Here is a 25,044-nt window from a genome sequence, read left to right as displayed (position 1 = left end):
TCCTATGCGCTAAAGGGGTCGGGGGAGTCGTAAAGATCGAGACGTCCAATGACGTTGATCGACAGGGTGGATTCCAACTCGGTGAAGGACAGCACCGGAACGTGGTGAAATTCGTCCTGCAACAGCGTGCGCAGCGGGCTGCGTAAATCCTGTGCCACCAGCACCAGACTGCGCTGCGGCGAGAGCGGTGGAAACGCCTGTCGCAGCTGACCGAGCAGCGTGGAGGCGTAGTCCTGCGTCAGGGCGAAGAAGGTTTCGTTCTGCGTCTGGCGCAGCGCATCGCGCAGCAGCTCTTCGCTTTCTGGCGTCAACAGCCAGACGGCAAGGTTGTTTTCGTCGCTGTACTGGTGACAGATTTGCGATTTAAGCGCCAGACGCACGTAGTCGGTCAGCGCCAGCGTGTCGCGTTCGTGCTGGCCGACTTCAATCAGCGCCTCGGCGATGGGGCGTACCGACCGCAGTGGCACGCGTTCTGAAGCCAGCCGTTGCAGCACGCTGGCGAAACGCGAAAGCGGCATGATGCGCTGAAGCTCCTGCGCCAATTCCGGCTGCTCGCTCTCCAGCCAGGCCAGAATGGATTTGGTTTCCTGCAAACCAATAAATTGTGAGCCAGTGCGGTGAATGGCCTGTTCCATGCGCGCCAGAATCAGCTCATCCGCACCCCAGCGCGGCACGTCGTCCGGCTGTTGCGCGACCTGTGCGAGCGGCAGCCAGAGCCACTGGCTTTCATCCCGCAGCGTCGGACCGGGTGTGGCAAGATCAACATCAGTCGATTCGACAGCACCGCTGGCAACGGCCAGCCGATCGGTGACAAACGTGGCTTTCACATAGGGGATTTCGTAGACGCAAAACTGAAATTCATCCTCTGCCAGTCGATCGCTGAATTCGATATCAAAGGACGGCAGCGTAAAACCGAAGCGGTAGACCAGTTTGTTACGCAGGCGGCGAATATTCTGCACCAGCGCCGTTGCCGTTGGCTGCTCTTGCCAGACCGGATGAAACAGCAGCAAATAGGCGCGTGTGGGATTGAAGCGCCGCAGATCCTGATAGCCGTTCTGTTCGGCAGGTATATTGTCCGCTTCCAACTGACTGGCATCCAACTGACCTTGTTGCTTGATGCGCCAGAGCTGGAACAGACCGCTGCCGAGCGATGCCAGACTGATGGTGACAAATACCAGCGTCGGCATCCCTGGCAGCAGCGCAAAACCGAACATGCCGATGGAGGAGATAATCCACGCTTTGGGCTGGCTGGTGAGCTGTTCGGCAATTTCGCGGCCAATATTGGCATCCACTTTTTGCCCGTCTGCCGAGACGCGGGTGATGATCATCCCGGCGGTCAGCGAGATCAGCAGAGCCGGAATCTGGGCGATCAGCCCGTCGCCGATGGTCAATACCGAGTAGACGTGCATCGCATCGGACGCGGCCATGTTGTGCTGCAACACGCCGATGGCGAAACCGCCGATCATGTTGATGAACACGATCACCAGCGACGCAATGGCGTCGCCCTTAACGAACTTCATCGCGCCGTCCATCGCCCCGAACAGCTGACTTTCTTTCGCCAGATTTTCCCGCCGCTGCCGTGCCTGATGGGCTTCGATTAACCCAGCACGCAGATCGCTGTCGATGGACATCTGTTTACCGGGCATCGCATCGAGCGTAAAGCGTGCCGCTACCTCAGCCACGCGTTCGGAGCCTTTGGTGATCACCAGAAAGTTCACCACCGTCAGAATCAGGAAAATAACCAGACCGACCGCCAGATTCCCGCCCACCACGTAGTTACCGAAGGCCTCAACGATATGGCCACCGTCCTGCTGGAGCAGAATCTGGCGCGTGGTGGAAATGGAGATCGCCAGTCGAAACATGGTGGTCAGCAGCAGGACCGCCGGAAACGTCGAAAAGGCCAGCGGTTTGGGTAAGTACATTGCCAGCACGATCAGCAGGGAAGAGACGCAGATATTGAGTGCGATCAGCACATCGATCAGCCCGGTGGGCAGCGGAATGATCATCATGAAGACGATAGACATCACGATGACCGCGCCAACGACCTCCGAGCGCTGCATCGCGCTCAGCGCAATGCGGTTCAGCCAGATAATCAACAGATTCATGGCTGCTCCTTATCCGAATCGCGCGCACTCTGTTTTTGCCACGATGCCGTATCACGCTGCGTCAGGTCATCATGCTGAGTGCCTTTGGCCTGCTGTTTCTCATATTGGGCGATATCGCCAATCATCCCGCGTATCAGCTGGAGCGCCGTTTGCCGGTTTTTACTGTCGCGCCACAGGGGATGCGGCAGGTCGCTGACGAGCGGCAGCAGGGCGCTGAAAAACATGGCTTGATGCTGTACCTGCGTACCGGCGACTTCCCGTCCGAGATTATGCAGGTCGCGGGCATAGGCACCGTTGGCGCTCAGACCAATCAGACGGCGGGTTAGCTCCACGGCACCGAGCGTAAAGGCGGGCACTTTGTTTGCTAACCGGGTAAGCAGCGTCTGGCTGGATGACAGCGTATGGCTCAGGTGACGAGAATCATTGAGGTTGCTCAGCATTTTGCTGAGTACGGCTTTCGAAATCGACGGCGTCAGCGAGGCAATATCCGCCGCCAGCGCCCGCTGCAACGTGCGCAGCCCAATGGAAAACGTCGCGGCGTCAAAGCGTTCCAGCAGGGAATCCAGCAGTGCACTGGCCGACTGCTGATGTACGATTTTCTGGTAGTACAGATCGCGCATCGCCTGTTTTTGTTCCGGCTGGGTGCTGAACAGCGCAATGGCCGTTGCCGTATTCAGACCGGCTCGGACTTCCGGCCCTTTCTCCTGATGTAACTGCTGTAACGCACTTTCCGCCGCCGCGGTCAGCTCAGGCTGCTGGGGAGATTGCTGCTGGATGTGGCGCAGCAGGATATCGCCGCGCGCCGGATCGTTGCCCGCGGCTTCCAGCACCGCCTCAAGAGACGACGAGCCCTGCTGCATGAGCAGATCGCGCATCCGGCTCAACTGCTGATCGAGCGTACTTTGCGATGGATTTTCCAGCATCCTGAACAGTTCGGTCAGTTTCTCAATCCGTTCGACATTGGCGGTGGCGCGCGCGTCCGGCTGCTGGGCGATGTGGCGTCGGTTCAGCGATTTGCTCCTTCGCTCGGCCTGCTCGCCAAACGCCATCGCCACTTCCTCCATCGAGGTGGATAGCGGCGAACCGGGAGACGCGTGGTGCGAACTCGTCTGCTGTACCGCAGCCTGCGGCGCGGGATCGTCATCCACCACGACAGGGCGCGGCAGGGCGCTACTGGAGGGAAGAACCGTCGGCATTTTGATCATGATGTCATCCTGAATAAATCGGCTACGTGTCGTGGTGTGAACGTGCAGCGGTATGAATGTATTGCTATGTGGACGCAGAAAAGGATGGGTTCCCCGACGTGAAGTCATCGGAGCAGGCCGAATTTGATGGCGGATTGGATTAAATGCCGTTACTTATTGAAATTACGGATTGCAATAACTTGCAATTTCGTGCTGTGGGCGCTGGCAAAAAATGGCACGATAGTAGGCAAGATAAAAAATAACTGATGAAAAATCAGTGTGATAAAAATATTTTCGGGCTGGCACAAGGCTTGCTCTTCCGTTTTTGCCAATAAGGCACAACAACGGAGAGTCAGCAAATGGAAATGTCTACCAAACACATCGAACAGACCCCTTCGCTTTACCCGGCGTTATCTGTCGATTGGGAACAGGTGTTTCGTCAACACGGAAAGAAATTGCATAACTTTATCCGCAAGCGCGTCAGCAACCATGACGACGTGGAGGATTTACAGCAAATGACCTATCTGGAAGTGCTCAAACATCAGGATAAATTTGCGGGAGCATCGCGGCCGGAGACGTGGGTATTCGGTATTGCCCTCAACCTGGTTCGCAATTATTTCAAGCAGGCACGCCAGCGTGCTCAGGAAATGGGCGATGAGATGCTGGAACATATCGCGATAGAACTCGATCCCGGTGCTATCACCGAAAGTCAACGGTCCTTGAAACGCGCGATGGATGCCATCGTCTCACTGCCTGAAGATACCCGTCAGATGCTGATGCAATTGCTGGATACCGATGCCAGCTATCAGGATCTTGCGTTGCAGTTGGAGATCCCGATCGGTACGGTGCGGTCGCGACTATCTCGTGCCCGAGGTGTGATCCGTCAGGCTGTTGAATCCTGACGGCATTTCACGGGACGAAAGGACGCGCCTGCACCTGCCGTTTTTCACTGACTGAGGTGGTGACCGCTGTATTTAATGATGGTGGTTGCCGTTCAGTTCGTGGTCGCACGCCGTGATATCAGGTCGCATTGATGCCGTTGCAGGGTTCCCTGTCCATCTTCTGGAATGTTGAGACGCCGTATTGCGCTACCTGCACGGTGGGTGGCTGCACAACAGTCTTAATTCAAATAAGGAGATGGCAATGATGTTCACTCAACCTTTTCGTTCCGGTGAGAAAACCAAGGCTCCCGAGCTAGAGCTGGTGGATTTTGCATTTGGTCGTATCAAGGACGCGATTTATATCGTCAACGAAGATCAGCGTTTTTGTTACGTCAATGAAGCAGCCAGCCAGACGCTGGGCTACAGCATTACGGAATTCATGCATTTGAGCGTTGCCGATATCGATCCCGACTGGGTCGCTGAGCATAGCTCGCCCGACTGGTTTCATGAGTACGCATTGGGCGTCGGCACCACGTTTGAAACCAAGCACCTCACCCGCCATGGCATGACTATTCCGGTCGAGGTTAATCTCACGCATTTCCAACACAGAGGACGTAGCTACAACATGTGTGTCGTCAGAGATATCAGGGATCGTAAACATATCGAGCAGTTGGCTTACGCGCGAGAACAGGAATTTCGCGCGCTGGTTGAGAACACGCCGGATTTGATTATTCGCTTCGATGCCAACCTGAACTGCCTGTACGCCAACCCTGCCAGTCTGAAACATCTGGATTTCACCATAGAGCAACTTCGGGGCCGTATGATTACGGAACTGATGCCCGGCGTGGGCTGTGCGATCCGCATGGAACAGCTGGTGCAGATGGTTGTCGATACCCGCAGTAGTGCGGAAGGTGAAGTCATGGAAGAACTGGGGAGAGGTGAGCAGCGTCATCACCATATTCACCATATTCGCTGTGTGCCTGAGTTCGATCAGCACGGCGCGCTGGTGTCCATTCTGACCGTCGGACGGGACATTACGGCGATTCGCTATGCGGAGAAGAAACTGGCCGATTCGCACATGCAGCTGCGTTTATTAGCGCGCCAGCGTGAGGTTTCACGCGAAGAAGAGCGTAAGCATATCGCTCAGGAAATTCACGATGAGCTGGGGCAGCACCTGACCACGATCCGCATGAGCCTGTCGCTCATGCGCATGTGTTTTGCCAAGGAAAACCCAGAGATGCAGGCGCATTTGCAAAAGCTGATGCAACTGACTGACCAAACGATCCAGGTGGTGCGGAACGTGTCGACCCGGCTCCGGCCGAATGTATTGAATATGGGGCTGACGCCCGCGCTGGAGTGGCTGTGTGACGAGTTTAACCGGCACTACAGCGCAACCTGTCTGCTGCGAACGTCGGGAGAACCGCTGGCGCTAAATGACGAGAGCACCACGGCGGCCTTCCGCGTCGTGCAGGAGTCGTTGACTAACGTAGCGCGCTACGCCGCTGCCACGCAGGTCATCATTACGCTGGATAACCAGCAGGACTGCGTGGTGCTGTGCACCAAGGACAACGGTAAAGGTTTTGATTCCCGCGCTAAAAATAAAAACGCTTTCGGACTCATGAGCATGAAAGAACGCGGACGGATGCTGGGAGGCGAAGTGGTTATAGACAGCGCGCTCGGCAAAGGCACGTTGGTGCAGCTAACGTTTCCTAAAAATGGCGATACCCGCTAACCGCGGGATAAGAATAACAAAAGGAAGAAATGAGCGATGGGAAAATCAATACGTTTAATGATCGCCGACGATCATGTCATCATGCGTGAAGGTCTCAAGCAGATCTTTGCGCTGGATGACTCGCTGAGCGTCGTCGCTGAAGCGGGAAATGGCGCACAGGTACTGGCGCAGTTGCGCAGCGTGACCCCCGACTTGCTGCTGCTGGATATGTCGATGCCTGGTATCAGCGGTGAAGCGCTGATTTCGCGCGTGGTGGCGCAATATCCGCGTCTGCCGATTCTGGTGCTCAGCATGTATAGCGAGGCACAAATTGCGCAGCATGCGCTGAAGAGCGGTGCCAGAGGTTACATTACCAAAGATAAAGACCCGGAAGCGCTGCTGTCGGCGATCCGACGCGTGGCGCAGGGCGCTCGCTATATCGATCATACGATTGCCGAGCAGCTGGTGTTTTCCAACTACACGGAGGGTGACAGAGCCGCGCACGATGTGCTGACGGCCAGAGAACACCAAATCATGATTATGTTTGCGCAGGGGATGGGTATCAACGCCATCGCCAATGAGCTGGCCATCAGCAACAAAACGGTCAGTACCCATAAAGCGCGTCTGATGGAGAAAATGCAGTTCAGTACCAATGTGGAAATTGTGAAGTATGTCGTGAGTAAGAAGCTCATTCCCTAGTTGCGGAATAGGAGCGGAAATCCGCTGTGCGAGAAATAACAGATAAAAGGGATTCAACAGTCGGTGAATCCCTTTGCTGAGATTTACGCTTTCCTGACAATATCTTTTCGTTTTCCTGCTAATTGTTCAGGGAAGTAACAGATTGTTTTTGCTTATGTTGATCGTTTTTTGTAGGTATTTCCCTACAAATTCCTCTGGAATTCCTACCTGATGTTCAGCGATGCCTGATGGTTTCATTATTCAATGGCGGTAATGCTTATCATCGTGCTACCGGTGAGGTATCTGTCGACGTTATGCGGAGAAACGCGACAGATGCACGGTAGGGCACCACGTTATGGAAGGCAGTCAGTTAGCCCATTTGGGCCTCAGGAGTAGTTAATGAATCATTATTACCGTCAGGACAGACAGCACGATTCGTTATTAGCGCATTCGTCATTAGAAAAGCCCTCATTAGAAAAAGCTCGGTCATCAGTAGACTATTTCCCGCCATCGTCGGGACATTCCACACACACAGCAGATGATATTCATTCATCGCTCTCGCCCATCATTAATGTTATTGCGCCTCTCAATGTCGACATCGTGCTGGAAGGTGAAACCGGTACGGGCAAAGACACGCTGGCGAACCGCATTCATCAACTTTCTCGATGCAGCGGCCCGCTGGTGGCGGTGAACTGCGCCGCCGTGCCGGAAAACCTGGCCGAAAGTGAGCTGTTCGGCGTGGTCTCGGGTGCCTATACTGGCGCGAACCGCTCCCGCGCCGGCTATCTGGAAAGTGCAGATAAAGGCATTCTGTTTCTGGATGAGATCGACAGTATGCCCATGACGCTGCAGGCCAAGATGCTGCGCGTGCTGGAAAGCCGTGGCGTAAAGCGGCTGGGAAGCACCCAGTTCACGCCCGTGGATATGCGTGTGATTGTGGCGACGCAAACGCCGCTGCTGCAACTGGTGGAAAAAGGGCTGTTTCGCCGCGATCTCTATTTCCGTCTGGATACCGTAAAGATTCAACTGCCAACGCTGCGTTCCCGTAGCGATCTCATTCTGCCGCTGTTTCAGCGTTTTAGTCAGGAAGCCGCTGTGCGCCTGAAAATGGCGCTGCCACCGATGACGGCGGAAATTCACGAACAGCTGCTGACTCACAGCTGGCCGGGCAATATCCGCGAGCTGAAAGCTGCGGCGGATCGATGGGCGCTGGGGCTATCGCCTTTGGCTGAAACTCAGCCGCTGCTACATCCGCGTCCTTTGCAGTTGAAAGACCGCTTAAAGCGGATTGAAAAATTTCTGATTCAGGATGCGCTGCGCCGCCACGACCACTGCATTGACGATGTGATTGTGGAACTGGGGATCCCCAAGCGGACGCTTTATCACCGCCTGAAAGTGCTGAACGTGACGGCGCGAGAGATGTGCGCAGGGGGCGGGGAAGCCTGTGAGGCATGAGGTAGACTCTCCGCCGTTTACCGATTGGGGTACGGTAGCCAATGACGGCAGGCCGACTTTTGCCTGTAGGCCTGCTTTCAGGTTACACCGTCTCTATCGGCGGGCATGGATAGTGATGGATATCCGGTAGATCGTGCAAGGCTACCGCCTTACTGAAATACCATCCTTGCATAATCGCCGACGGGCACTGTTGCAGGATGTAGGCGGCTTGCTCGCGCGTTTCTACCCCTTCGACGATCACCGGGACGTCGAGTTTTTTGATGAGGGTAAATAACAGATCGGCCATAGCGGCATTAACCGTGTCTGTGCCGATAGCGTCGACAAAAATTTTGTCGATCTTGATCATATCGAACGGTAAATGGCTCAGATAATCGAGATTGGAATAACCCGTGCCGAAATCATCAAGCGCGATCTTATAGCCCGAGCGCCGTAGCGCCTCAAGGCCATCAGCCAGCGTCTTGTGGGACGTGCTCGAGCGCTCGGTGAGTTCCAGCATGACGCGTGTTTTATCGATCGCCAATTCATCACACATTTGCTTCAGGAAGTGATGATAATCCGGCGAAATAATGTCGGAGACGGACAGATTAATACTCAGAAGAAAGGGCGTGTCCTGCGTGAGGTACGGCTGCATGTCACGCAGCGCCTGACGCGTAATGATGCGGGTTAGCTCATCTGAGTAGCCCATTTTTTCTGCAATATTGATGAAGTATTCCGGTGAGACACTATCGCCGCGTTCATTTTTCCAACGCGCTAGCGCCTCTACGCCAATAATGGTGCGCTGCGGCAGGCTGATCAGCGGCTGATAATAGACCTGAAACCGCTGGTGTTTGATCGCGCGTTTTAGCTGTGATGGTAAAGCATGGTGCCGATCGTCATAGAGCTGGTAGGACAGGGCAAAACTGGTCCCGAGGATCGCCCCGACAGAAAACAGCGCCGCGATGATATACCAGGGGCGATACAGGATGCCGGCAGAATCCAACTGAGCCAGCACGCAGACATTCAGGGTTGTTGCGCAGAAAAACGTCTGGCGTTTTCCCATGGTCAGCCACCCGTTACTCTCATGCCGTTTCTCTTTGAACATCGTGAGGTCGATGTTGCCAAAGGTCTGATAGATATGCCCCAGATTACGCGTGAGCAGCATCGCGCTGTATTCGGCGGGGGGCTGAGTGAAATGACGAAATGCGGCGGCTGCGGTGACAGTGACGACACCGTTGAGACTCGCCATATCGGCGGTAATACGTGGATCAATCACGTCTTTCATCGCCGTCCACAACTGCATGCCTTCATCGGTCGTCAGGTTTGGCTGTAGCAGATAAATCGGTGGGTTGAGGATGCCCCAGCCCGCGGAACAGATGAGATAGTTGTTCTTGATTCGCCCAATATCACGCAGATAGACGGAGTAAAAGGAGAGCAGGCGTAATTCTTTCAGATCGGCGCTGGAGCAAGGCGTGTTATTCAGCGTCAGTACGCGGTCTATGGTTTCCCGGCTTTCACGGGCGACGGCGGTTCCTTGTTCGAGCACGTTCTGGCTATAGTGCTGCAACTGCGTTTGTTCCAGCCTGGCTAAAATTCCCTGACCAATAAACAGCGCCAGCAATGCGCTGGCAAACGAAATCAAAATAAGTCTGAACCACAATCTGGTATTGGTAGTTAAGGTGAGCATAGCGACCATTTGGCAGCGTGACGGAATAGTACGGCATGGGTTCAAATATCGCATCCTTGCCAGTTGCACAGCATAAAAACGTCCCTGCAAATCAGAAACAACGTATGGCCTTTCGGTCAGGTAATAACGTTTTTTATTATTTTAAAAGAAAATCTATGATAACTAACGGCCGGAAACACAGAGAAAACTAGGCTAGTTCTTCCCCTCGCATTGTCATTACCGAAAGAATTTCCTTTTCGTTGGAACTCACTGACCCGCTATCCCACTTAATGAATGAACAAGATGACTGTATGTACAGCATGACAGTTCACTACCGTAAACATTTATTATATTTGGAGATATATCATGAACTTTGGACTTTCCCAGATTGCATCTCAGGCAGCTTCTCAGACTCTGGATACCGCGATGGCTGGCTCTCTGACACGTGCAGCAGGCGCCCAGGCAGAGAAAATGGCGATAGATACGGAAAACTCCATTCTGGATGGTCAGATGGATTCCGCGTCTAAAGCACTGAACTCCGGGCAGAAAGCGGCGAAAGCTATCCAGTTCTGATCGTGATGCAACGAGCCGGAGCTTTGCTCCGGCTTTATTTTTTATCCCGTCCGCGATGGAATCCACACCATGAAAATCAACCACGCTACTACGCTGCCCCAGCCGGGGGATGCTCCGCTGGCGGACAACGGCACGTCTTTTTCCTCTTCTTCGACCAATCAGGATGTGTCCTGGTTTAGCGCAGCGATGTCGTCGGCACCGATGACAGCAGAAAGCGGCAACAGTCAGTGGCTGGGCGCACTGGCGGAAAAATCTCAGGGACTGAACGGCGTATTTAAATCCGCCGAACGCGATGTGAGCCAGTCGATGCGCTCCAATAATCCAAAAGATGTGCTGGATGCGACCCGAACGCTGTCGTCGTTCTATCTGGAAAGTCTGCTGAGCGCTAAATTGGTGGCGAAAAGTGTGCAAAGTCTGGAAAAACTCACCAACTTACAGTAGCGGCCTATGAAAATCGATAAGCGAGTGTTTCTTCTGCTGATCGGGCTATTGACCGGCTGCGGCGAGCCGATTGAGCTGAATCGTGGGTTGTCGGAGAACGATGCCAACGAAGCGATTTCGATGCTCGGCCGCTATCAGATCGGCGCGGAGAAACGGGTGGATAAAACCGGCGTCACGCTGGTGATCGATGCAAAAAACATGGAACGTGCCGTCAATATTCTGAATGCGGCCGGTTTACCGAAGCAATCGCGTACCAATCTGGGCGAGGTCTTTCAGAAAAGCGGTGTGATCTCGACGCCGCTGGAAGAGCGCGCCCGTTATATCTACGCGCTGTCGCAGGAAGTGGAGGCGACGCTGGCGCAGATCGACGGCGTGCTGGTGGCGCGGGTGCATGTGGTGCTGCCCGAACGTATTGCTCCCGGCGAGCCGGTTCAGCCAGCCTCGGCAGCGGTGTTTATCAAATACCGTGCCGAGCTTGAGCCCGATGGGATGGAGCAGCGCATCCGCCGTATGGTCGCCAGTAGCATCCCCGGCCTGTCTGGCAAAGATGATAAAGAACTGGCGATCGTCTTTGTTCCGGCGGAACCGTATCAGGACACGATCCCCGTGGTCACGCTCGGGCCGTTCACGCTTACGCCGGATGAGATGCGCCGCTGGCAGTGGGGCGCAGGGCTATTTGGCCTAATGCTGGCTGGGCTATTAGGCTGGCGCATCGGCGCGCCTCACCTGCGACAATGGCAGCAGAAAAAAGCGAAGGAAGTATCGTCACCATGACCATACAAGCGCAACGCCAACGGCATGAGTCGGGCGATCTCACACCGCTTGCCTGGCTGACCTGGTGGGCAGAGGATTGCCTGTTACAAGCCGATCTCAGTTGGTGGGACGGGAAGGTGAGGTTGCCCGATTCGCCGCCGCGCCGCGACTGGCTGCATGTGAATGCCGTGCAGCTTCATCGTCATTTTTCTCTGCCGTCGGTGTTGCCACCGGATCCGCTGGCTTCACTGATGCAAATAGGGGCGCTGGATACGGCGCAGCGCGAAACGGTATTGCGGCTGATGGTGCGGGTGTGTCAGCCCGTACGCAATCCGGACCGCTCGGACGCGGAAGGTATATGGTGCGAGCGGCTGGCAAAGGCGCTGCGGCCGGGCTTATGGCTGCCGTCAGCGGTCACCTTTTCTGCCTTATCGTCGACGTCACCCGCCACGAGCTATCAGGATGCGCTGACGCTGCTGCGCATTCGCTATGGTGAAACGTGCTGGCCGCGTCTGCGGCTGCTTTTTCCTCGCGATTGGCCCTGTTGTGGGGATACTCCCTGCCATGCCCCGACGATGTCATTGCCCGCCGCCCGGCTGAATGCGCTGTGCGATGCCCTGATTTGGAAGGCATCGACACCCACATAACCCTCCTCATTTCTATTCATTTTGCTAAGGACGAAGCATGCTGATGACAAAGACGTTTGCGACATTACCCGGCGGCAGTCGGGAGGAAACGGTGATTATTCCGGCGGAGCGAGTCGCGGCGCACCGCCGCAGTCGGACACTTTGGGAAGAGGCCACTGCGCAGGCCGATACGATTGTGGCGCAGGCGCACGAACGTGCCCGAACGCTCGGTGAGCAGGCTGTCGAACAGGCAGAAGCGGAATTCTGGCAGCAGGCAAACGCGCTATTACAGGGCGTTCGACAAGACCGAATGGATCTGGAAAAGAGCATGATTACGCAAGCCGGACAGCTGCTGCGTGATGCGCTGGCGCATTTGCTGGATAAAACGCCTGAACCGTCGCGCCATCACGCTTTATTGCGACAGTTGTTGAAGCAACAGCAGGGAGAAAGTCGGGGAACGCTGTATTGCCATCCCGCCCAACTTGCCGATGTACAGCACTGGCTGGATGCACATACGCATCTTGAGTGGCGTCTCGCCAGCGACGACACGCTGGATAGCGATGCCATGAAGCTGATTACGGCGCATGGCGTGATGTCGCTGAGCTGGCGACAGGCGACAGCACAGCTGATTCCTCCTGAATATCCCGCTGCGATGTGAAATCACTGTCTGCTAATGGGAACTGCATGCCGGGGTTAACCACTCACTATTGAGTCAATGACGAGAACGCTCAGGTTTACGACCAACGTTCTCGTCACCGACCCAAACCCTGTTGTGAGGAAAATACCCTATGAGGAGAGCGTGCTATGTCCCTTAACCCCATTCAACGTCGCCTTGACGCGCATCTGGTCGATTCGCAGCAACAGCTGGATGATATTGCGCTGAACGTTGCCGAAGGTGGAGCCAGTCAGGCAGACAGTTATGCCTTTTTTGAAGCCAGCATGGACTATTCCAATGCCAGTTGGGCGGTCGGGCAGTTGCTGAGCGTGAAACACGGCTTGGCAAAGGCCATCATCAATGACTTCAACTGAGTTGGCCGTGATGCTGGAGCGTTGGCTAAACGGCGGGACGCCGACGCTGAAGTTGAACATTGATGGCGGGGCGGTGGCGCTTGTACGGCAGTCTTCGGGCGTGGCGTGTAGCGCGGCCATTCCGCTGCGCGTGTTGCCGGATGAGCCGATGCTGGCGCGTGCCTTACAGCTGGCTGACGCCGCCCGCGCCCAGTTTCAGGATGATACCGCCATACTGTCGCTCTCCCCGCAGGATGAACAGCTCTGGCTATGGATGCGGCCTGATGCCGATGACGTCATGCAGCTGTGCCGCAGCCTGGAAACCTTACTAAACCAACGGGACGTCTGGCTGAGCCTGCTCACGCCGCGGGCGAAAACGCCCGTTTCCGCTCCACTGAATCTGAACACGCTGGCTTTTTTGCAAGGAGAACGACATGCGTAAGGGACTGATACGTCATCAAGCGTATAGCATTTTTCTGGCGGTCTATCGCTGGTTTTGCTGGGCGGTAGTGCTGATGGGGATTATCCCGGTGAATGGGATGATTTCGCTGGCGCACGCTGCCACGCCAGCTGACTGGAACAAGGGCGCGTATGCCTATTCTGCCGAGCAAACGCCGCTGTCCGCGATTCTGACGGATTTTGCCAACAGCCACGGCGTGGATTTGGTGCTGGGCAATATTGCGGACAATGAGGTTACGGCGAAAATTCGCGCGGATAACCCCACGTTATTCCTCGACAGGCTGGCGCTGGAGCACCGTTTTCAGTGGTTCGTGTATAACAATGCGCTGTATGTCAGCCCGCAGGATGAACAGGCGTCGGTGCGGCTGGAGATTTCTCCGGATGCCGCGCCCGATATCAAACAGGCGCTCAGCGGTATCGGTCTGCTCGATTCCCGCTTCGGCTGGGGGGAACTGCCGGAAGAGGGCGTGGTGCTGGTCACCGGCCCGCAGGCGTATATCGATCTGATTCGTAATTTCAGTCAGCAGCGGGAAAAACAGGACGAACGGCGCAAGGTGATGATATTTCCGTTGCGCTATGCCTCGGTATCCGACCGGACGCTGCAATATCGCGATCAAAAAGTCACCATTCCCGGCGTCGCGACTATTCTCAATGAGTTGATGGATGGTCAGCGTGCGGCACCGGCAGGCGCATCCGGCCCGATGCCCGTGCAGCCGGATAACGGCATGGAAGCGATGCGGGAGAGTACGCGTTCGCTGATGACCCGACTGGCAACCCGTAATAACCCAGGTCGCAACGGCGAGGCGTCAGGCCGTGTGACGCTAAGCGGCAAGATTTCCGCCGATGTGCGTAATAACGCGCTGTTGATTCGGGATGATGAAAAGCGCCGTGCGGAGTATCAGCAGCTCGTCGACCATATCGATGTACCGCAAAATCTGGTCAATATTGATGCCATTATTCTGGATGTGGACCGAACCGCACTGTCGCGGCTGGAAGCGAACTGGCAGGCGCAGCTCGGCAATGTGAGCGCGGGCAGCACCATGATGATGGGACGAAGCACCCTGTTTGTCAGCGATTTCAAACGCTTCTTCGCCGATATTCAGGCGCTCGAAGGGGAAGGAACGGCGTCCATCGTCGCCAATCCTTCCGTACTGACGCTGGAGAATCAACCCGCGATTGTTGATTTCAGCCGGACGGCGTTCATCACGGCGACGGGTGAACGCGTCGCGGACATTCAACCGGTGACCGCTGGCACCAGCCTGCAGGTGACGCCGCGCGTGATTGGCGAAGGGGCGCAGCGCAGTATCCAACTGGTTATCGATATCGAAGACGGTCAGGTGGAGACCGGGCGTGAAGGTGAGGCCTCCGGCGTGAAACGTGGCACTGTCAGCACGCAGGCGCTGATTGGAGAGAACCGTGCGCTGGTGTTGGGTGGTTTTCACGTTGAAGAGAGCGGTGACCGCGATCGCCGCATTCCGATCCTCGGGGATATCCCGCTGCTGGGGCAGCTGTTTACCTCGACGCGTCATGAAGTCTCGCGCCGTGAGCGCCTGTTTATCCTGACGCCACATCTGGTCGGCGATCAAACCGATCCCACGCGCTATGTGTCCTCCGCCAATCGTCAGCAGTTGAATGGTGCGATGAACCGCGTCGCGCAGCGCAACGGTAAAACGGATCTCTACAGCCTGATTGAAGGCGCGTTTCGCGATCTCGCCAGCCGCCAACTTCCCGCCGGGTTTCAGGCAGACGGTAAAGGTACGCGATTGGGCGAGGTATGCCGCTCGCAGTCGGGCCTGATCTACGACAGTTCGCGCTATCAGTGGTATAGCAATGGTCAGGTGCGCCTGAGCGTCGGCGTCGTACGTAACGGCGGCACACAGCCCCAGCGTTTTGATGAAGCCGCCTGTGCCAGTAGCCGCACGTTAGCGGTGGCGGTGTGGCCGAAAACGACGCTAGCACCGGGGGAATCCAGCGAGGTGTTCCTTGCGTTGCAGCCCGCGCTGACGTCTCAGCCCGCCCGACGTAATCTGCTGACATCTCAGTAGCGATTCCAATTAAAACAGGAAATGGTCATGAATCATAAAGCACTGTCCGTCGCGCTGATCGCACTCCTGCTGAGCGCCTGCAATACCCCGCGGCAGCTCGCCAACTGCGCCTCGGTGACCTGTCGTCCGCAGCCGGAAACGCGGCAGCTCATCATCTGGTGGCAGCCCGATCTGCGTAGCAGCCCGGCGGATTACAGCAGAGTCAGCGTGGATGAGTGAACCCGTGGCGGTATTCGATAATCAGCATGATTTCCTCACTGCGCTGAAAACCGCGACGACGGCCTGCTGGGCGGTACAGTCGGGCGTCACGCTGTGGTTTACGGCGGTGTCGGCGAATAAGGCCATGCTTATCTTAACGCTGGCTCCCGCTCGACATTACCCCGGTATGCTGCGGCAAATTTTACAACGCCGCTTTCTGGAGGCCGATGCGCTGTTTGCCTGCGACCTGAGTCTGGATGAACAGCAACATCTGCGGTTACGTCGCGCGTTATCCACATTGGCAGAGTCGGTTGTGGCAATCGACGAACTGTGGCGTTTGGCCGGTCTGCCGCCGCGCTGAACCGTGAAAAAGTCATGCGTTTTCGTGCATAAGACGGGAACTGAGCGTGCAAGGAAATCACTTAATGGGGGAGTGTCACAATCACGCGGGTTGACCGCACATCATTGGCGCTTTCATAACCCATTTACTCATTGAGGAAACATTATGCTTAATTCTCTTGGTGGCGGAACCTCTCTGCAAATCACGATCAAGGCGGGCGGTAACGGCGGTTTATTTCAATCACAGTCTTCACAAAATGGCGGATCGCCATTGCAGTCAGCGTTTGGTGGCCAGCGCAGCAACATCGCAGAAAAACTGTCCGATATCATGACAACCATGATGTTCATGGGCAGCATGATGGGCGGCGGCATGGGTGGTGGGCTCGGTGGTTTAGGCAGCAGCCTGGGCGGACTCGGCGGCGGTTTGCTGGGCGGTGGCCTAGGGGGCGGTCTCGGCAGTAGCCTTGGTAGTGGGCTGGGCAGTGCGCTCGGCGGTGGATTAGGCGGGGCGCTGGGTGCCGGCATGAATGCCATGAATCCATCGGCCATGATGGGGAGCTTGCTGTTTAGCGCGCTGGAAGATCTGCTGGGCGGCGGCATGTCGCAGCAGCAGGGGGGGCTGTTCGGCAACAAACAGCCGTCGTCACCGGAAATTTCTGCCTATACCCAAGGCGTTAACGATGCGCTGTCTGCCATTCTGGGCAACGGCCTGAGCCAGACGAAAGGGCAAACGCCACCGCTGCAACTGGGCAATAACGGTCTGCAAGGCCTGAGCGGTGCGGGTGCGTTCAATCAACTGGGTAGCACGCTGGGGATGAGCGTTGGGCAAAAAGCCGGTTTGCAGGAACTGAACAACATCAGCACGCACAACGACAGCCCGACGCGTTACTTCGTGGATAAAGAAGATCGGGCGATGGCGAAAGAAATTGGTCAGTTTATGGATCAATATCCTGAAGTCTTCGGTAAACCGGAATACCAGAAAGATAACTGGCAGACGGCAAAGCAGGATGACAAATCCTGGGCGAAAGCGCTGAGCAAGCCGGATGATGACGGCATGACCAAAGGCAGCATGGATAAATTCATGAAGGCGGTTGGCATGATCAAGAGCGCGGTGGCGGGCGATACCGGCAATACTAACCTGAATGCTCGCGGCAATGGCGGTGCGTCTTTGGGTATTGATGCGGCGATGATCGGCGACCGTATCGTCAATATGGGGCTGCAAAAGCTCTCCAGCTAAAACAAAAAAACGACAGGGAGCAGGGCGGAAGCACTGCTCTCTTGTTTTAATGTGATTATTTCAATTCAAATCAATTCAAATCAATTCAAATCAATTCAATCAGCTTGCTTCGTTTTAGTCCTTTCTTTGTATTGTATTATGGTGTTTTCCCTTCGCTTGCTATCCTTTACGCGCAACTTTTTCTGAACGGGACTTGCGTCAAGGAACCACATGGAACGTTTTCATTATTTTATTTCGCTTCGTCAAACCAGCCTCTTGTTGAGTAAACCCATTGGCAATCACGATACTGGGCACAGTAAGGACGTCAGTAATGACCGAGAAAATCACCCCTTATAACCCATACCCCTACGGTTTTAGAGGGGATGTTAGAGACGGTTCCTACTGTGAAATGGATATCAATGGCGGTAAGGATTCACGTTTTATTATCATCAGACCCAGAGCTTATTTCCCTGAAGAGATGCTCGAAAGAGAAATGGGTTTTCTGGAAAAGGGAATGCTGACGCTGGAAGAGATGTACCCAGAGGTAAAAGCATTAGGCTACGTTCCTGATAGAAACAATGTTTTCTGGCTCTATAACCTAAATATTTGCGATATTGAAAAGCAATATCTGGAAGACTCTGACTCCGAGGTTTTCGCTGCACACGTGAAGGATGACGAATATTATACCTTCGATGATTTCTATAAATGTATGGCCTTCATAAAGCAGAGATTTGGCGTTAATGAAAGTCACTTCAAGAAAAATTGGGAAACGCGTTACCCACAATACTAAATGATCTGGTGACGCTGGAAGAACAAGATGATCAGGAATGGTCATCTTCTTTTTTATTGTCAGTAAGTAATAAAGCCAGCGCAGGTTTCCCTGGCTGGCTTTTTCCCGGTGTGGCATGGCGCACGTATTACAGTTGACGCACCGCAATAAAACGATCGGCGATCAGGCGGGCGATCCAGAACGAGGTCTGCGCCACGTCGCTATGTAGCCCGTTCTTCGTATGGACGTCGGCCTGATGCAGAAAATCCTGCTCCAGCGAATCCACAAACGCATCGAACTCGAACTCACCCCGCCGCAGCGATCCTGACTGGCTGAGTACCGTGTTCAACTGTGTTCTCACCAGATGGATAGCCTGCGTGAACGATTCACGTTGCGCCGGTGTAATATATCCGCCTTGTCTGGCGATATCCGCCCAGCGTGTCGGTGCGGGAGATGTCATCGTGGTTGGCATTTTACTTCACCTGTAAGTTGGCGGAATCCGGCACTTTGTAGTGATTATTGACGTTCGTCAGGTTGATGTTGCTGCCTTTGACGTTCAACCCTTCACTGTCGCTTTTCACGAACGAGAACTTGCCGTTCTCTGCGTCAATGTTGCTCAGATTCAAGTTCCAGTTACCCTGTTGTCCACCGTTGGTGCGGACAAACGTACCGAAATCTTTCGCTTTGAAATTATCGATGGTCAGATTGGCATCCGCATTCAGCTGGAAAATCTTATCGGAAGCGCCCTGAGCGCTACTGTTGGTGATTTCAACATTGGCTGGCTTACCAGTATTGGATTTTACCGTCAGCGCATCTTCACCCACGTTGGTCCAGTGTACGTTATCAATTTTGGCATCGCCGCGAACGTGTACGCCATCCGCCGCATTATCACCAAACACCACGTTTTTCAGCGTTGCGCCTGGAGCCAGTTCAAAGACTGGCTTCTGGCCTTCAGCCTGGCCGCCATCGCCTAACTTGCTGCCAGCGGTAAAGGTTTTACCGCCGCCGTCAAAGACCTCTCCGGGGCCGACTTTGATGGTGTCATTGACCACGGTGGCATCACCGCTGGCTTTAGGGAAGGCAACTGGGCCAGCACCTGCTGTTGACGTCGTCGGCGATGCTGCCGAACCGCCATCAACACCGGTTGGTGCGGCTGTTAGTGGAGCAGGCGCGCCGCCGCCGTTACCACCAACGGGTGAAGGCGGCGCTGATGGTGCAGCAGGTGAACCCCCACCGCCGGCAGAAGGTGCGCCCACCGATGGCGATCCGCCACCTTGTGACTGTCCTTTTTCTTGCGGCTGGCCGAATTCACCTTTCTGTGAATCCATCAGATTGCCGATCAATTCCATCAGCGCTTTCAACAGAGCGTTGCCACTCAGTTGGCCACCGCCGTCTGCCGTTGGGCTGATGGCGTTATCTAATGCGCTGCCAGCCGAATCTTGCAGTAGAGAACGGCTTAAATTTTCTGGATTTTGTGCACCGCCTGCGCCGCCCGTGCCGGATGAGCCGGCCAGTGGTGAGGCACCGCCACTGCCGCCTGCCGCGCCTGACGAACCGGAAGAGAGTGGGTTCCCTGCTTCCTGCCCATTTTTGCCCGGAATCAGCGTTTCCAGCAGTTTCATCAGCATATCGGCAGGGTTGCCATTTCGTCCTAATGGCGAGCTGCCGCCGTTGCCTGCGCCAGTCTGGCCCAGTGGACTGCCATCGGTTGATGACGGCGTATTGCCCTGTACATTAGGCAAGAGCGCGCTAAGTAAGGTGCCCAGCGCCTCCATGAGCTGGCTATCCTGCTGTGCAGAGCGTGGCGATGCCCCGCCGTTACTGCCTGACAGCGGGGAATTCAGACCTGTTGATGACAGGCCTGCGCCGGGTTGTATGCTGAGCGTGATCGTCATATCAGCCATAACATCTCCTTGAAAGTGAATAATGTGGGTCATTAACAGGCTTACGTCTGTTGCGTATTAAGTGAGGGAAGCTGTGGTGCGGTTCCCGTTCAGGGAGAGAAAGGTGTCGGGAACCGGAAGGAGAAACTGACCACTTAACCGACACGATCAATTCATCACCCTTGGAACCTGTTATGCAGAAAATCCAGCATGTTCAGCCCGGTCTATCCGTGTCGGAAATTGCGCCCGCTACGCTAGCTAACACATCGCTATCGCAGGGCAGTAGCACCAGCGCGAGCCAAAAAGGCGCGCAATCCCTGATTCAGCAAGGTTTGCATGATAAAAACAAACCGCCCCAACTGGAGCAGGGAAGCGGCAGTTCAGTGAAGAGTCAGGACTCGCGCTCGAAGACCTTGCGCGAACTATTTTCAGCGGAAGGCGTGAGTCAGAGCGTAGCGCGTGCGCCGCGTGATTCGCTGGCATCCGGTGGGCCGATCCAGAGCCTGCCGCGTTTTGCCTCCACTGAAGCCGCTGAGATCAAAATAAATGGCAGTCATACCGCTACACCTGCCGCGAAACCCGATATCGCGCTGGACAGCCACGGTAAGCTTCAGTTTGGCAAAGGCTTGCCGGAGGCGCTGAGCACGCTGCTACAACAGACTATCGGGAAAAATAGCCAGCCGTTCGTGGCTCATCATGAAAATCAGGATGCACAGCAGCACGCGCTAGCCGACAAATCAGGGCGGCTGTTCGTGATTCAAAGCGATGACAATCAGCATATTGCGCTTCACAGTAGCGGCCGCGGCGCGATGCCTGCGGGCAAGCTGAGCGCGGGTAACATACAGCTGGACTCCACGCCGGAACGTATTTCTCTGAAAGCAACCTCGGGCGAATCTACGAGCGTGCCGCTCTCTGGACGCATGAACCACGAGTTGTTAACCGGTGTCCACCGACAGCCCGATTCAGCGTCAGGCGCGGGCGAGCAACTGCGTCTTCATGACGGCAAGCTCTTTGCACTGAATACCGAGTTTGGCGTCTGGCAGCAAAGCAGCGATGTCGCCCACAGCCAGTTATCCCGGCAGGGCGATGGTCAACTGTATGCGGTCAAAGACGACCACACGCTGAGCAATTTGTCGTCAGGCACGGCGTCATCAGCCTTCAGCGATAAAATTACGGCGTTTTCCGCCAATCAAAACGGGCAATCTGCCGTGCTGACCGAGCAGGATCACCTTACGCAGTTGCATCTGATGAGCACGTTGGATGCTGCGCCGCAGCCAGTGGATCTCAAGCTAGACAATGGCGAACCGGTGTATGCGAAAGCAGTGGGGTTAACCGCAGAACACCTGCTGATTGCCGACAATGACGGCAAGCTTTACCACGCACCGCTGCCCGAGGCGGGTGCGTCACACGCCACATTAACCCCGGTCAGCACGCCGGAACTGAATGCGGTGCTGGGTGACGACCATCGTATTACCGGATTTGCCCACGATGAACACGGCCAGACGCAGGTTCTCGCCACCGATCGTCAGGGACAAAAGCATGTCGCGCCTCTGGGGCAGAATGGGTTGTCCCCTACGCCGGGGTGGAACCTGAGCGACAGTCTGGTGGTGGATAACAAGCTAGGGCTGACCACGGCAGCACCCGAGGCGAAAGACACCTTAGATCTGGGGCGACTGGGACAGGTTGGTCTACAGGAAGGCAAAGTTCATTTTTACAACGGCAATACCAAAAGTTGGGAGGCATCCAGCGTTGAAGCCAGCCAGCTCAAGCGCGGGCTGGACAATCAGGCTTACACGCTAAAAGACGGTGAAATAAAGCCGCTGTCCATTAACCAGAAATCAGACTCGTTTACGCACGGTGATAATACCGTGTTTACGCTGCCGCAGGTGCGTATGACGCCGTCAGCGGGCACCGCGCTTCCGGGAATTGCCAAGGATGATGACGTCTCGGCAATGGCGGTGGTCAACCGTAATAAATTTATTGCCGTCGATAAGCAGGGCGATCTGCACTTTCACCAGATCAAGCCGGGAACGGATAAGCTCGCCGCGCCACCGCTGGCCCTGCCTAAAAATGGCTTGTCCGGTGAGATACAGGACATCGCGCTGGATCACCAGCAGACGCTCTTTGCCCTGAATAAAGAAGGGCAGCTTTTCCAACTGCCGAAAGCCGACTGGCAAAATGCGGCAAATCACGACAGCGCACAATGGCAGCCAGTGAAGACGCCATCAGAGGGCAAAGTGAATTCACTGGGCACGAATGCGCAGCATCATGTGCAGGTGGCGCAGGACGAGCATGAACTCCATACCCTGCAAGGGAGCGCGTGGAAAACGACGGTGCCAAAAGGGGAAGCGCCGTTAACCGCGGAGCCACGAGCCGCAGAAACGGTGTTTGGTCGGCTGGATGTCGCGACCAAAGGGGGAAAAATACCGTTAACCGGGGTCACATTTAAAGCCGATGTTCAGGTTCTCGGTAAAACGGGCGAAGAGTCGCAGCAGGTGAAAAGCAAACTGTCAGATCTGCTGCGAGCCCATCTGGTCTCATTCACCCTGGACGTGCCGCGGCCGTTAAAAACCTTTGCCGACCATGTGCAGCATCAGGTCAGCGGACGTGAAGGCCTGAAACCTGTTTATGACATGCAAACCGAATTGCTGAAAAAGCTGGATGCCACAACGAGCCAACCGCAGGGCACAGTGATGGATCTGGCGAGTAAGCTAGACAAGCTGGATCTGGGGGAAAAAGGGAAACCGCTGGTGAACCTGTTAAAACAGTTCCATACCGAACTGGAAAGCAGCTCGGCCAAAGCGGCGCTGCTGATCGGCAGACAGCAGGGCGTGGTGAACGATAATGGTGTCATGAACACGGAAGGCAAACCCGCCAGCCTGCATGGCAGAGAAAAAGATCTGGCCCCGATGCTGCTGGCTGCGATGGAAAGTCATCCGTCATCGAAAACGAGTACGGCCGGTACGCTGCTCAAAGCCTTTGTCGACAGCAAAACGCCGATAGCCCAAAAGCCGAATAGTGAATCATTTGGGCAGCAGCGGGATACCAGCGATGCACTGTCACTGGCGAAAACGCGGCTGGTACTGGATACCCTGGTGCTGGGAGACTTGCATAAGCTGACCGATCGCATCGATACGCTATCCGGCACGTCGCCGGGTGAGGTGGAATTGGCCTCGATGATGAAAGCGCTTAACGCGCTGCGGCAGGGTGATTACGGCGAAAACCCGGTGAAGAAGATGACCGACATGGGGTTCACCAGTCATAAGTCGCTGGAGGCGGATTACGATTCGGTTAAAACCTTTATGAAGGCGTTCAGGAAAGAGGATAACGCCATCAGCGTCACCTCGAAAACCGTGATGCAGGCAGCCAGCCAGACGGACATGATCGATAAAATGAAGGCAACCGTCCTGTCATTGGACAGCAACGAAAGCATCGCGTTTAACCGGACCTATGGCGGCGGGGCATCCATGTCGTTTGTGGTCAGCGGCACGCCATTGCCTTTCCCTCCGGTGCCGGGCGGCGGTGTTAGCGGTGAGCGCAATTACAATCTGAGCTTTTCTCGCGGTGAAAATGGCATCAACGTTGCCTTCGAGCGTTCAGGCGGAATTACCGGGAAAGTGAGTTACTCCGGCGGGTATGACGTCAGCCAGTATCTGACAGGGAAAACCACGGAGCAGATGACGCAAAATATTAACAGCAAACACAGTTTTGCACCGGATGTCCGCGCCTCATTCGGTGTATCCGCCAGCCTGCAAATGGCACAGCAAAACGCTCTGAATTTCACCCTCAGCGAAGAAGAACTGCCCGGCTTTATTGACGGTTTGTCGAGCGGCACGATCAACCCGCTTGCCCTGCTGGATAAAGGGGAGCAGCACAGCGTGAAGACGGGTAAAACGGTTAGTTTTAATCTGGATGGCAATGCGGCGCTGGAGCTGCGCGGCGGAATCAACCTGACGGAAAAAGGTGCGGCACCAACCAGTGCGACGCTGCGCGGGTCGGTTGGCGTGACGGCGAGCGTTAACGTGCTGTCTGGCACCAGTTCATCCAGCGTTTCACAAGGGGAGAAATCCACCACCTATGCGGAATCTGACAACCGTCTGCGCTTCATGAATCAGGCCACTGGGGGGCTCAATGCCACTATCAGTGCTGGGGCGGCCAGAACGACACCGGATGGCACCGTCCCGTTCTTCACTGCGGCCAGTGTTGGGGTGAATGTGGCGACCGATTCGCGCACTAACCAGTCAATTAGTCTGGGCATGAAAAAGGCAGAACCGCTGGAAAACAAAGACATTGAGGCGGTGACCAAGACGCTGGCTTCCGCCTTTAGCGATCCGGCCAGTCAGCTGTTGATCGACAGCGTGAAAGGAATGGTGGAACCGGTCGACCAACTGGCCATCCTGAATGCGCATTTTGCGGATAAATCGGCAAAAACCGACGATCAGCATCAGGGATTAATGAGTTTGAAAAAGCTGAACGTGCAGCAGGATGTTGCGCTGCGCGACGGGGCAACGCTGGATAGCGTCAAGCACACGACGTCCTATACCAATCTCAGCAAACTGACGGAAAACGGGCTGTTTCAGGTGATCGGCAACCATTTGTTTTCTTCGCTGCCGCCGAGTAATGCCGATCGCATTAATCAACTGATCGCGGACAATCCGGCGCTGAAGGACATCGTGAGCCGCTTGCAGAATAACGACCGAGCGTCGGTGACGGTCTCGCTGGAACTGAAAGACGATGTGCGGGAAAAGATCGAGAAGGGCATTCAGAACAAGACGCACGGCAAGGATGACGTCATCGCGCTGTTTAAAGACGGCAATAATTTGCGTCTCGCCAGCATTGAAGTCTCGAAGGCGGTGAAGAAAAGCGAAGGGTTCAATACCCCAGCGGTCATCATCAACGCGTCAAGCAGCGCGGGCGTCAGCATGAATAAACTGCTCGGCAACGTCAGCTTTAGCTACGGGCAGGATCAAACCGTACCGCAAAGTTACAAACTGAGCGGCGAGATCGCAAAAGCCAATCCCGCGACCGCTAACGCGTTGCAACAGCTCCAGCAGGTAGGCTTGCAGCTAAACAGCTAA

General features: G+C 55.4%; 22 protein-coding genes. 17 read left to right on the top strand and 5 right to left on the bottom strand.

What is annotated here, in order from left to right; translation table 11 throughout:
* Positions 1 to 2: 2 nt before the first annotated feature.
* Together sctV and sctW are read right to left on the bottom strand one after the other, a co-directional pair.
* Positions 3 to 2,105 carry a type III secretion system export apparatus subunit SctV gene (sctV, locus tag H4F65_RS03535; RefSeq protein ID WP_010681689.1) on the bottom strand — a complete coding sequence of 701 codons (2,103 nt, stop codon included), beginning with the start codon at positions 2,103 to 2,105 and terminating at the stop codon, positions 3 to 5.
* Positions 2,102 to 3,310, bottom strand: coding sequence for a type III secretion system gatekeeper subunit SctW (sctW, locus tag H4F65_RS03530; protein ID WP_010681690.1), 1,209 nt, complete (start codon positions 3,308 to 3,310; stop codon positions 2,102 to 2,104). Before sctW ends, sctV begins: the two co-directional genes overlap by 4 nt.
* Before the next feature lie 338 nt (positions 3,311 to 3,648).
* On the opposite strand from sctW, the gene H4F65_RS03525 reads away from it, so the two are divergent.
* From H4F65_RS03525 to H4F65_RS03510, 4 genes are all read left to right on the top strand, one after another.
* Positions 3,649 to 4,191, top strand: coding sequence for an RNA polymerase sigma factor (locus H4F65_RS03525; RefSeq protein ID WP_010681692.1), 543 nt, complete (start codon positions 3,649 to 3,651; stop codon positions 4,189 to 4,191).
* 241 nt (positions 4,192 to 4,432) lie between these two features.
* Entirely contained in the window at positions 4,433 to 5,902 is a 1,470-nt protein-coding gene (locus H4F65_RS03520; protein ID WP_010681693.1) for a PAS domain-containing sensor histidine kinase, read from the top strand.
* Positions 5,903 to 5,938: 36 nt separating this feature from the next.
* Positions 5,939 to 6,580 carry a response regulator transcription factor gene (locus tag H4F65_RS03515; RefSeq protein ID WP_010681694.1) on the top strand — a complete coding sequence of 214 codons (642 nt, stop codon included), beginning with the start codon at positions 5,939 to 5,941 and terminating at the stop codon, positions 6,578 to 6,580.
* A gap of 378 nt (positions 6,581 to 6,958) precedes the next feature.
* Complete coding sequence (locus H4F65_RS03510) at positions 6,959 to 8,014, top strand: sigma 54-interacting transcriptional regulator (RefSeq protein ID WP_010681695.1); 1,056 nt, start codon at positions 6,959 to 6,961, stop codon at positions 8,012 to 8,014.
* An 82-nt stretch (positions 8,015 to 8,096) separates the two neighbouring features.
* Here the strand turns inward: H4F65_RS03510 and H4F65_RS03505 are convergent, their stop codons facing one another.
* Positions 8,097 to 9,677 carry an EAL domain-containing protein gene (locus H4F65_RS03505; RefSeq protein WP_010681696.1) on the bottom strand — a complete coding sequence of 527 codons (1,581 nt, stop codon included), beginning with the start codon at positions 9,675 to 9,677 and terminating at the stop codon, positions 8,097 to 8,099.
* 345 nt (positions 9,678 to 10,022) lie between these two features.
* Between H4F65_RS03505 and H4F65_RS03500 the strand changes: the two genes are divergently transcribed.
* The 12 genes from H4F65_RS03500 to H4F65_RS03445 all read left to right on the top strand — a co-directional run bounded on the left by H4F65_RS03500 (position 10,023) and on the right by H4F65_RS03445 (position 18,104).
* The gene (locus tag H4F65_RS03500) at positions 10,023 to 10,229 is read left to right on the top strand and encodes a type III secretion system major pilin HrpA (protein WP_010681697.1); all 207 of its coding nucleotides are present in this window, start codon (positions 10,023 to 10,025) and stop codon (positions 10,227 to 10,229) included.
* A gap of 69 nt (positions 10,230 to 10,298) precedes the next feature.
* Positions 10,299 to 10,670: an EscI/YscI/HrpB family type III secretion system inner rod protein gene (locus H4F65_RS03495; RefSeq protein ID WP_010681698.1), complete on the top strand. Its 372-nt coding sequence runs from the start codon at positions 10,299 to 10,301 to the stop codon at positions 10,668 to 10,670.
* A 6-nt stretch (positions 10,671 to 10,676) separates the two neighbouring features.
* Entirely contained in the window at positions 10,677 to 11,444 is a 768-nt protein-coding gene (gene sctJ / locus H4F65_RS03490; RefSeq protein ID WP_010681699.1) for a type III secretion system inner membrane ring lipoprotein SctJ, read from the top strand.
* Complete coding sequence (locus tag H4F65_RS03485) at positions 11,441 to 12,070, top strand: hypothetical protein (RefSeq protein ID WP_010681700.1); 630 nt, start codon at positions 11,441 to 11,443, stop codon at positions 12,068 to 12,070. Before sctJ ends, H4F65_RS03485 begins: the two co-directional genes overlap by 4 nt.
* A 37-nt stretch (positions 12,071 to 12,107) precedes the next feature.
* Complete coding sequence (gene sctL, locus H4F65_RS03480; RefSeq protein ID WP_010681701.1) at positions 12,108 to 12,707, top strand: type III secretion system stator protein SctL; 600 nt, start codon at positions 12,108 to 12,110, stop codon at positions 12,705 to 12,707.
* Positions 12,708 to 12,853: 146 nt separating this feature from the next.
* Positions 12,854 to 13,078: a type III secretion protein HrpF gene (locus H4F65_RS03475; RefSeq protein ID WP_009112566.1), complete on the top strand. Its 225-nt coding sequence runs from the start codon at positions 12,854 to 12,856 to the stop codon at positions 13,076 to 13,078.
* Entirely contained in the window at positions 13,065 to 13,499 is a 435-nt protein-coding gene (locus H4F65_RS03470) for a type III secretion system chaperone (RefSeq protein WP_010681702.1), read from the top strand. Before H4F65_RS03475 ends, H4F65_RS03470 begins: the two co-directional genes overlap by 14 nt.
* Positions 13,492 to 15,561 carry a type III secretion system outer membrane ring subunit SctC gene (sctC, locus tag H4F65_RS03465; protein WP_010681703.1) on the top strand — a complete coding sequence of 690 codons (2,070 nt, stop codon included), beginning with the start codon at positions 13,492 to 13,494 and terminating at the stop codon, positions 15,559 to 15,561. The genes H4F65_RS03470 and sctC overlap by 8 nt, the downstream gene beginning before the upstream one ends.
* A gap of 27 nt (positions 15,562 to 15,588) precedes the next feature.
* Positions 15,589 to 15,780, top strand: coding sequence for an HrpT family type III secretion system protein (gene hrpT / locus H4F65_RS03460; RefSeq protein ID WP_010681704.1), 192 nt, complete (start codon positions 15,589 to 15,591; stop codon positions 15,778 to 15,780).
* Positions 15,773 to 16,120, top strand: a complete 348-nt coding sequence (locus tag H4F65_RS03455; RefSeq protein ID WP_010681705.1) for a hypothetical protein — start codon at positions 15,773 to 15,775, stop codon at positions 16,118 to 16,120. Before hrpT ends, H4F65_RS03455 begins: the two co-directional genes overlap by 8 nt.
* A 144-nt stretch (positions 16,121 to 16,264) precedes the next feature.
* Positions 16,265 to 17,335, top strand: a complete 1,071-nt coding sequence (locus H4F65_RS03450) for a harpin HrpZ family protein (protein WP_010681706.1) — start codon at positions 16,265 to 16,267, stop codon at positions 17,333 to 17,335.
* Positions 17,336 to 17,645: 310 nt separating this feature from the next.
* On the top strand, positions 17,646 to 18,104 hold the full coding sequence (locus tag H4F65_RS03445; RefSeq protein WP_010681708.1) for a hypothetical protein: 459 nt from the start codon (positions 17,646 to 17,648) through the stop codon (positions 18,102 to 18,104).
* A 127-nt stretch (positions 18,105 to 18,231) separates the two neighbouring features.
* Here H4F65_RS03445 and H4F65_RS03440 read toward each other — a convergent pair whose 3' ends face one another.
* Together H4F65_RS03440 and H4F65_RS03435 are read right to left on the bottom strand one after the other, a co-directional pair.
* Complete coding sequence (locus tag H4F65_RS03440; RefSeq protein WP_010681709.1) at positions 18,232 to 18,555, bottom strand: hypothetical protein; 324 nt, start codon at positions 18,553 to 18,555, stop codon at positions 18,232 to 18,234.
* A 1-nt stretch (position 18,556) separates the two neighbouring features.
* Positions 18,557 to 19,987, bottom strand: a complete 1,431-nt coding sequence (locus tag H4F65_RS03435) for a pectate lyase (RefSeq protein ID WP_010681710.1) — start codon at positions 19,985 to 19,987, stop codon at positions 18,557 to 18,559.
* Between the two features lie 173 nt (positions 19,988 to 20,160).
* On the opposite strand from H4F65_RS03435, the gene H4F65_RS03430 reads away from it, so the two are divergent.
* Positions 20,161 to 25,044, top strand: coding sequence for an AvrE-family type 3 secretion system effector (locus H4F65_RS03430; RefSeq protein WP_010681711.1), 4,884 nt, complete (start codon positions 20,161 to 20,163; stop codon positions 25,042 to 25,044).

Source organism: Pectobacterium brasiliense, assembly GCF_016950255.1.
In the GTDB taxonomy this organism is placed as follows: Bacteria; Pseudomonadota; Gammaproteobacteria; order Enterobacterales; family Enterobacteriaceae; genus Pectobacterium; species Pectobacterium brasiliense.
The sequence above is the reverse complement of the archived record's forward strand: the minus strand, read 5'-3'. Positions and strand labels throughout refer to the sequence as shown.

Bases quoted from the DNA above. Each gene is read 5' to 3' on its own strand.
- sctV (WP_010681689.1), bottom strand. From the start codon at position 2,105: ATGAATCTGTTGATTATCTGGCTGAACCGCATTGCGCTGAGCGCGATG.
- sctW (WP_010681690.1), bottom strand. From the start codon at position 3,310: ATGATCAAAATGCCGACGGTTCTTCCCTCCAGTAGCGCCCTGCCGCGC.
- H4F65_RS03525 (WP_010681692.1), top strand. From the start codon at position 3,649: ATGGAAATGTCTACCAAACACATCGAACAGACCCCTTCGCTTTACCCG.
- H4F65_RS03520 (WP_010681693.1), top strand. From the start codon at position 4,433: ATGATGTTCACTCAACCTTTTCGTTCCGGTGAGAAAACCAAGGCTCCC.
- H4F65_RS03515 (WP_010681694.1), top strand. From the start codon at position 5,939: ATGGGAAAATCAATACGTTTAATGATCGCCGACGATCATGTCATCATG.
- H4F65_RS03510 (WP_010681695.1), top strand. From the start codon at position 6,959: ATGAATCATTATTACCGTCAGGACAGACAGCACGATTCGTTATTAGCG.
- H4F65_RS03505 (WP_010681696.1), bottom strand. From the start codon at position 9,677: ATGCTCACCTTAACTACCAATACCAGATTGTGGTTCAGACTTATTTTG.
- H4F65_RS03500 (WP_010681697.1), top strand. From the start codon at position 10,023: ATGAACTTTGGACTTTCCCAGATTGCATCTCAGGCAGCTTCTCAGACT.
- H4F65_RS03495 (WP_010681698.1), top strand. From the start codon at position 10,299: ATGAAAATCAACCACGCTACTACGCTGCCCCAGCCGGGGGATGCTCCG.
- sctJ (WP_010681699.1), top strand. From the start codon at position 10,677: ATGAAAATCGATAAGCGAGTGTTTCTTCTGCTGATCGGGCTATTGACC.
- H4F65_RS03485 (WP_010681700.1), top strand. From the start codon at position 11,441: ATGACCATACAAGCGCAACGCCAACGGCATGAGTCGGGCGATCTCACA.
- sctL (WP_010681701.1), top strand. From the start codon at position 12,108: ATGCTGATGACAAAGACGTTTGCGACATTACCCGGCGGCAGTCGGGAG.
- H4F65_RS03475 (WP_009112566.1), top strand. From the start codon at position 12,854: ATGTCCCTTAACCCCATTCAACGTCGCCTTGACGCGCATCTGGTCGAT.
- H4F65_RS03470 (WP_010681702.1), top strand. From the start codon at position 13,065: ATGACTTCAACTGAGTTGGCCGTGATGCTGGAGCGTTGGCTAAACGGC.
- sctC (WP_010681703.1), top strand. From the start codon at position 13,492: ATGCGTAAGGGACTGATACGTCATCAAGCGTATAGCATTTTTCTGGCG.
- hrpT (WP_010681704.1), top strand. From the start codon at position 15,589: ATGAATCATAAAGCACTGTCCGTCGCGCTGATCGCACTCCTGCTGAGC.
- H4F65_RS03455 (WP_010681705.1), top strand. From the start codon at position 15,773: ATGAGTGAACCCGTGGCGGTATTCGATAATCAGCATGATTTCCTCACT.
- H4F65_RS03450 (WP_010681706.1), top strand. From the start codon at position 16,265: ATGCTTAATTCTCTTGGTGGCGGAACCTCTCTGCAAATCACGATCAAG.
- H4F65_RS03445 (WP_010681708.1), top strand. From the start codon at position 17,646: ATGACCGAGAAAATCACCCCTTATAACCCATACCCCTACGGTTTTAGA.
- H4F65_RS03440 (WP_010681709.1), bottom strand. From the start codon at position 18,555: ATGCCAACCACGATGACATCTCCCGCACCGACACGCTGGGCGGATATC.
- H4F65_RS03435 (WP_010681710.1), bottom strand. From the start codon at position 19,987: ATGGCTGATATGACGATCACGCTCAGCATACAACCCGGCGCAGGCCTG.
- H4F65_RS03430 (WP_010681711.1), top strand. From the start codon at position 20,161: ATGCAGAAAATCCAGCATGTTCAGCCCGGTCTATCCGTGTCGGAAATT.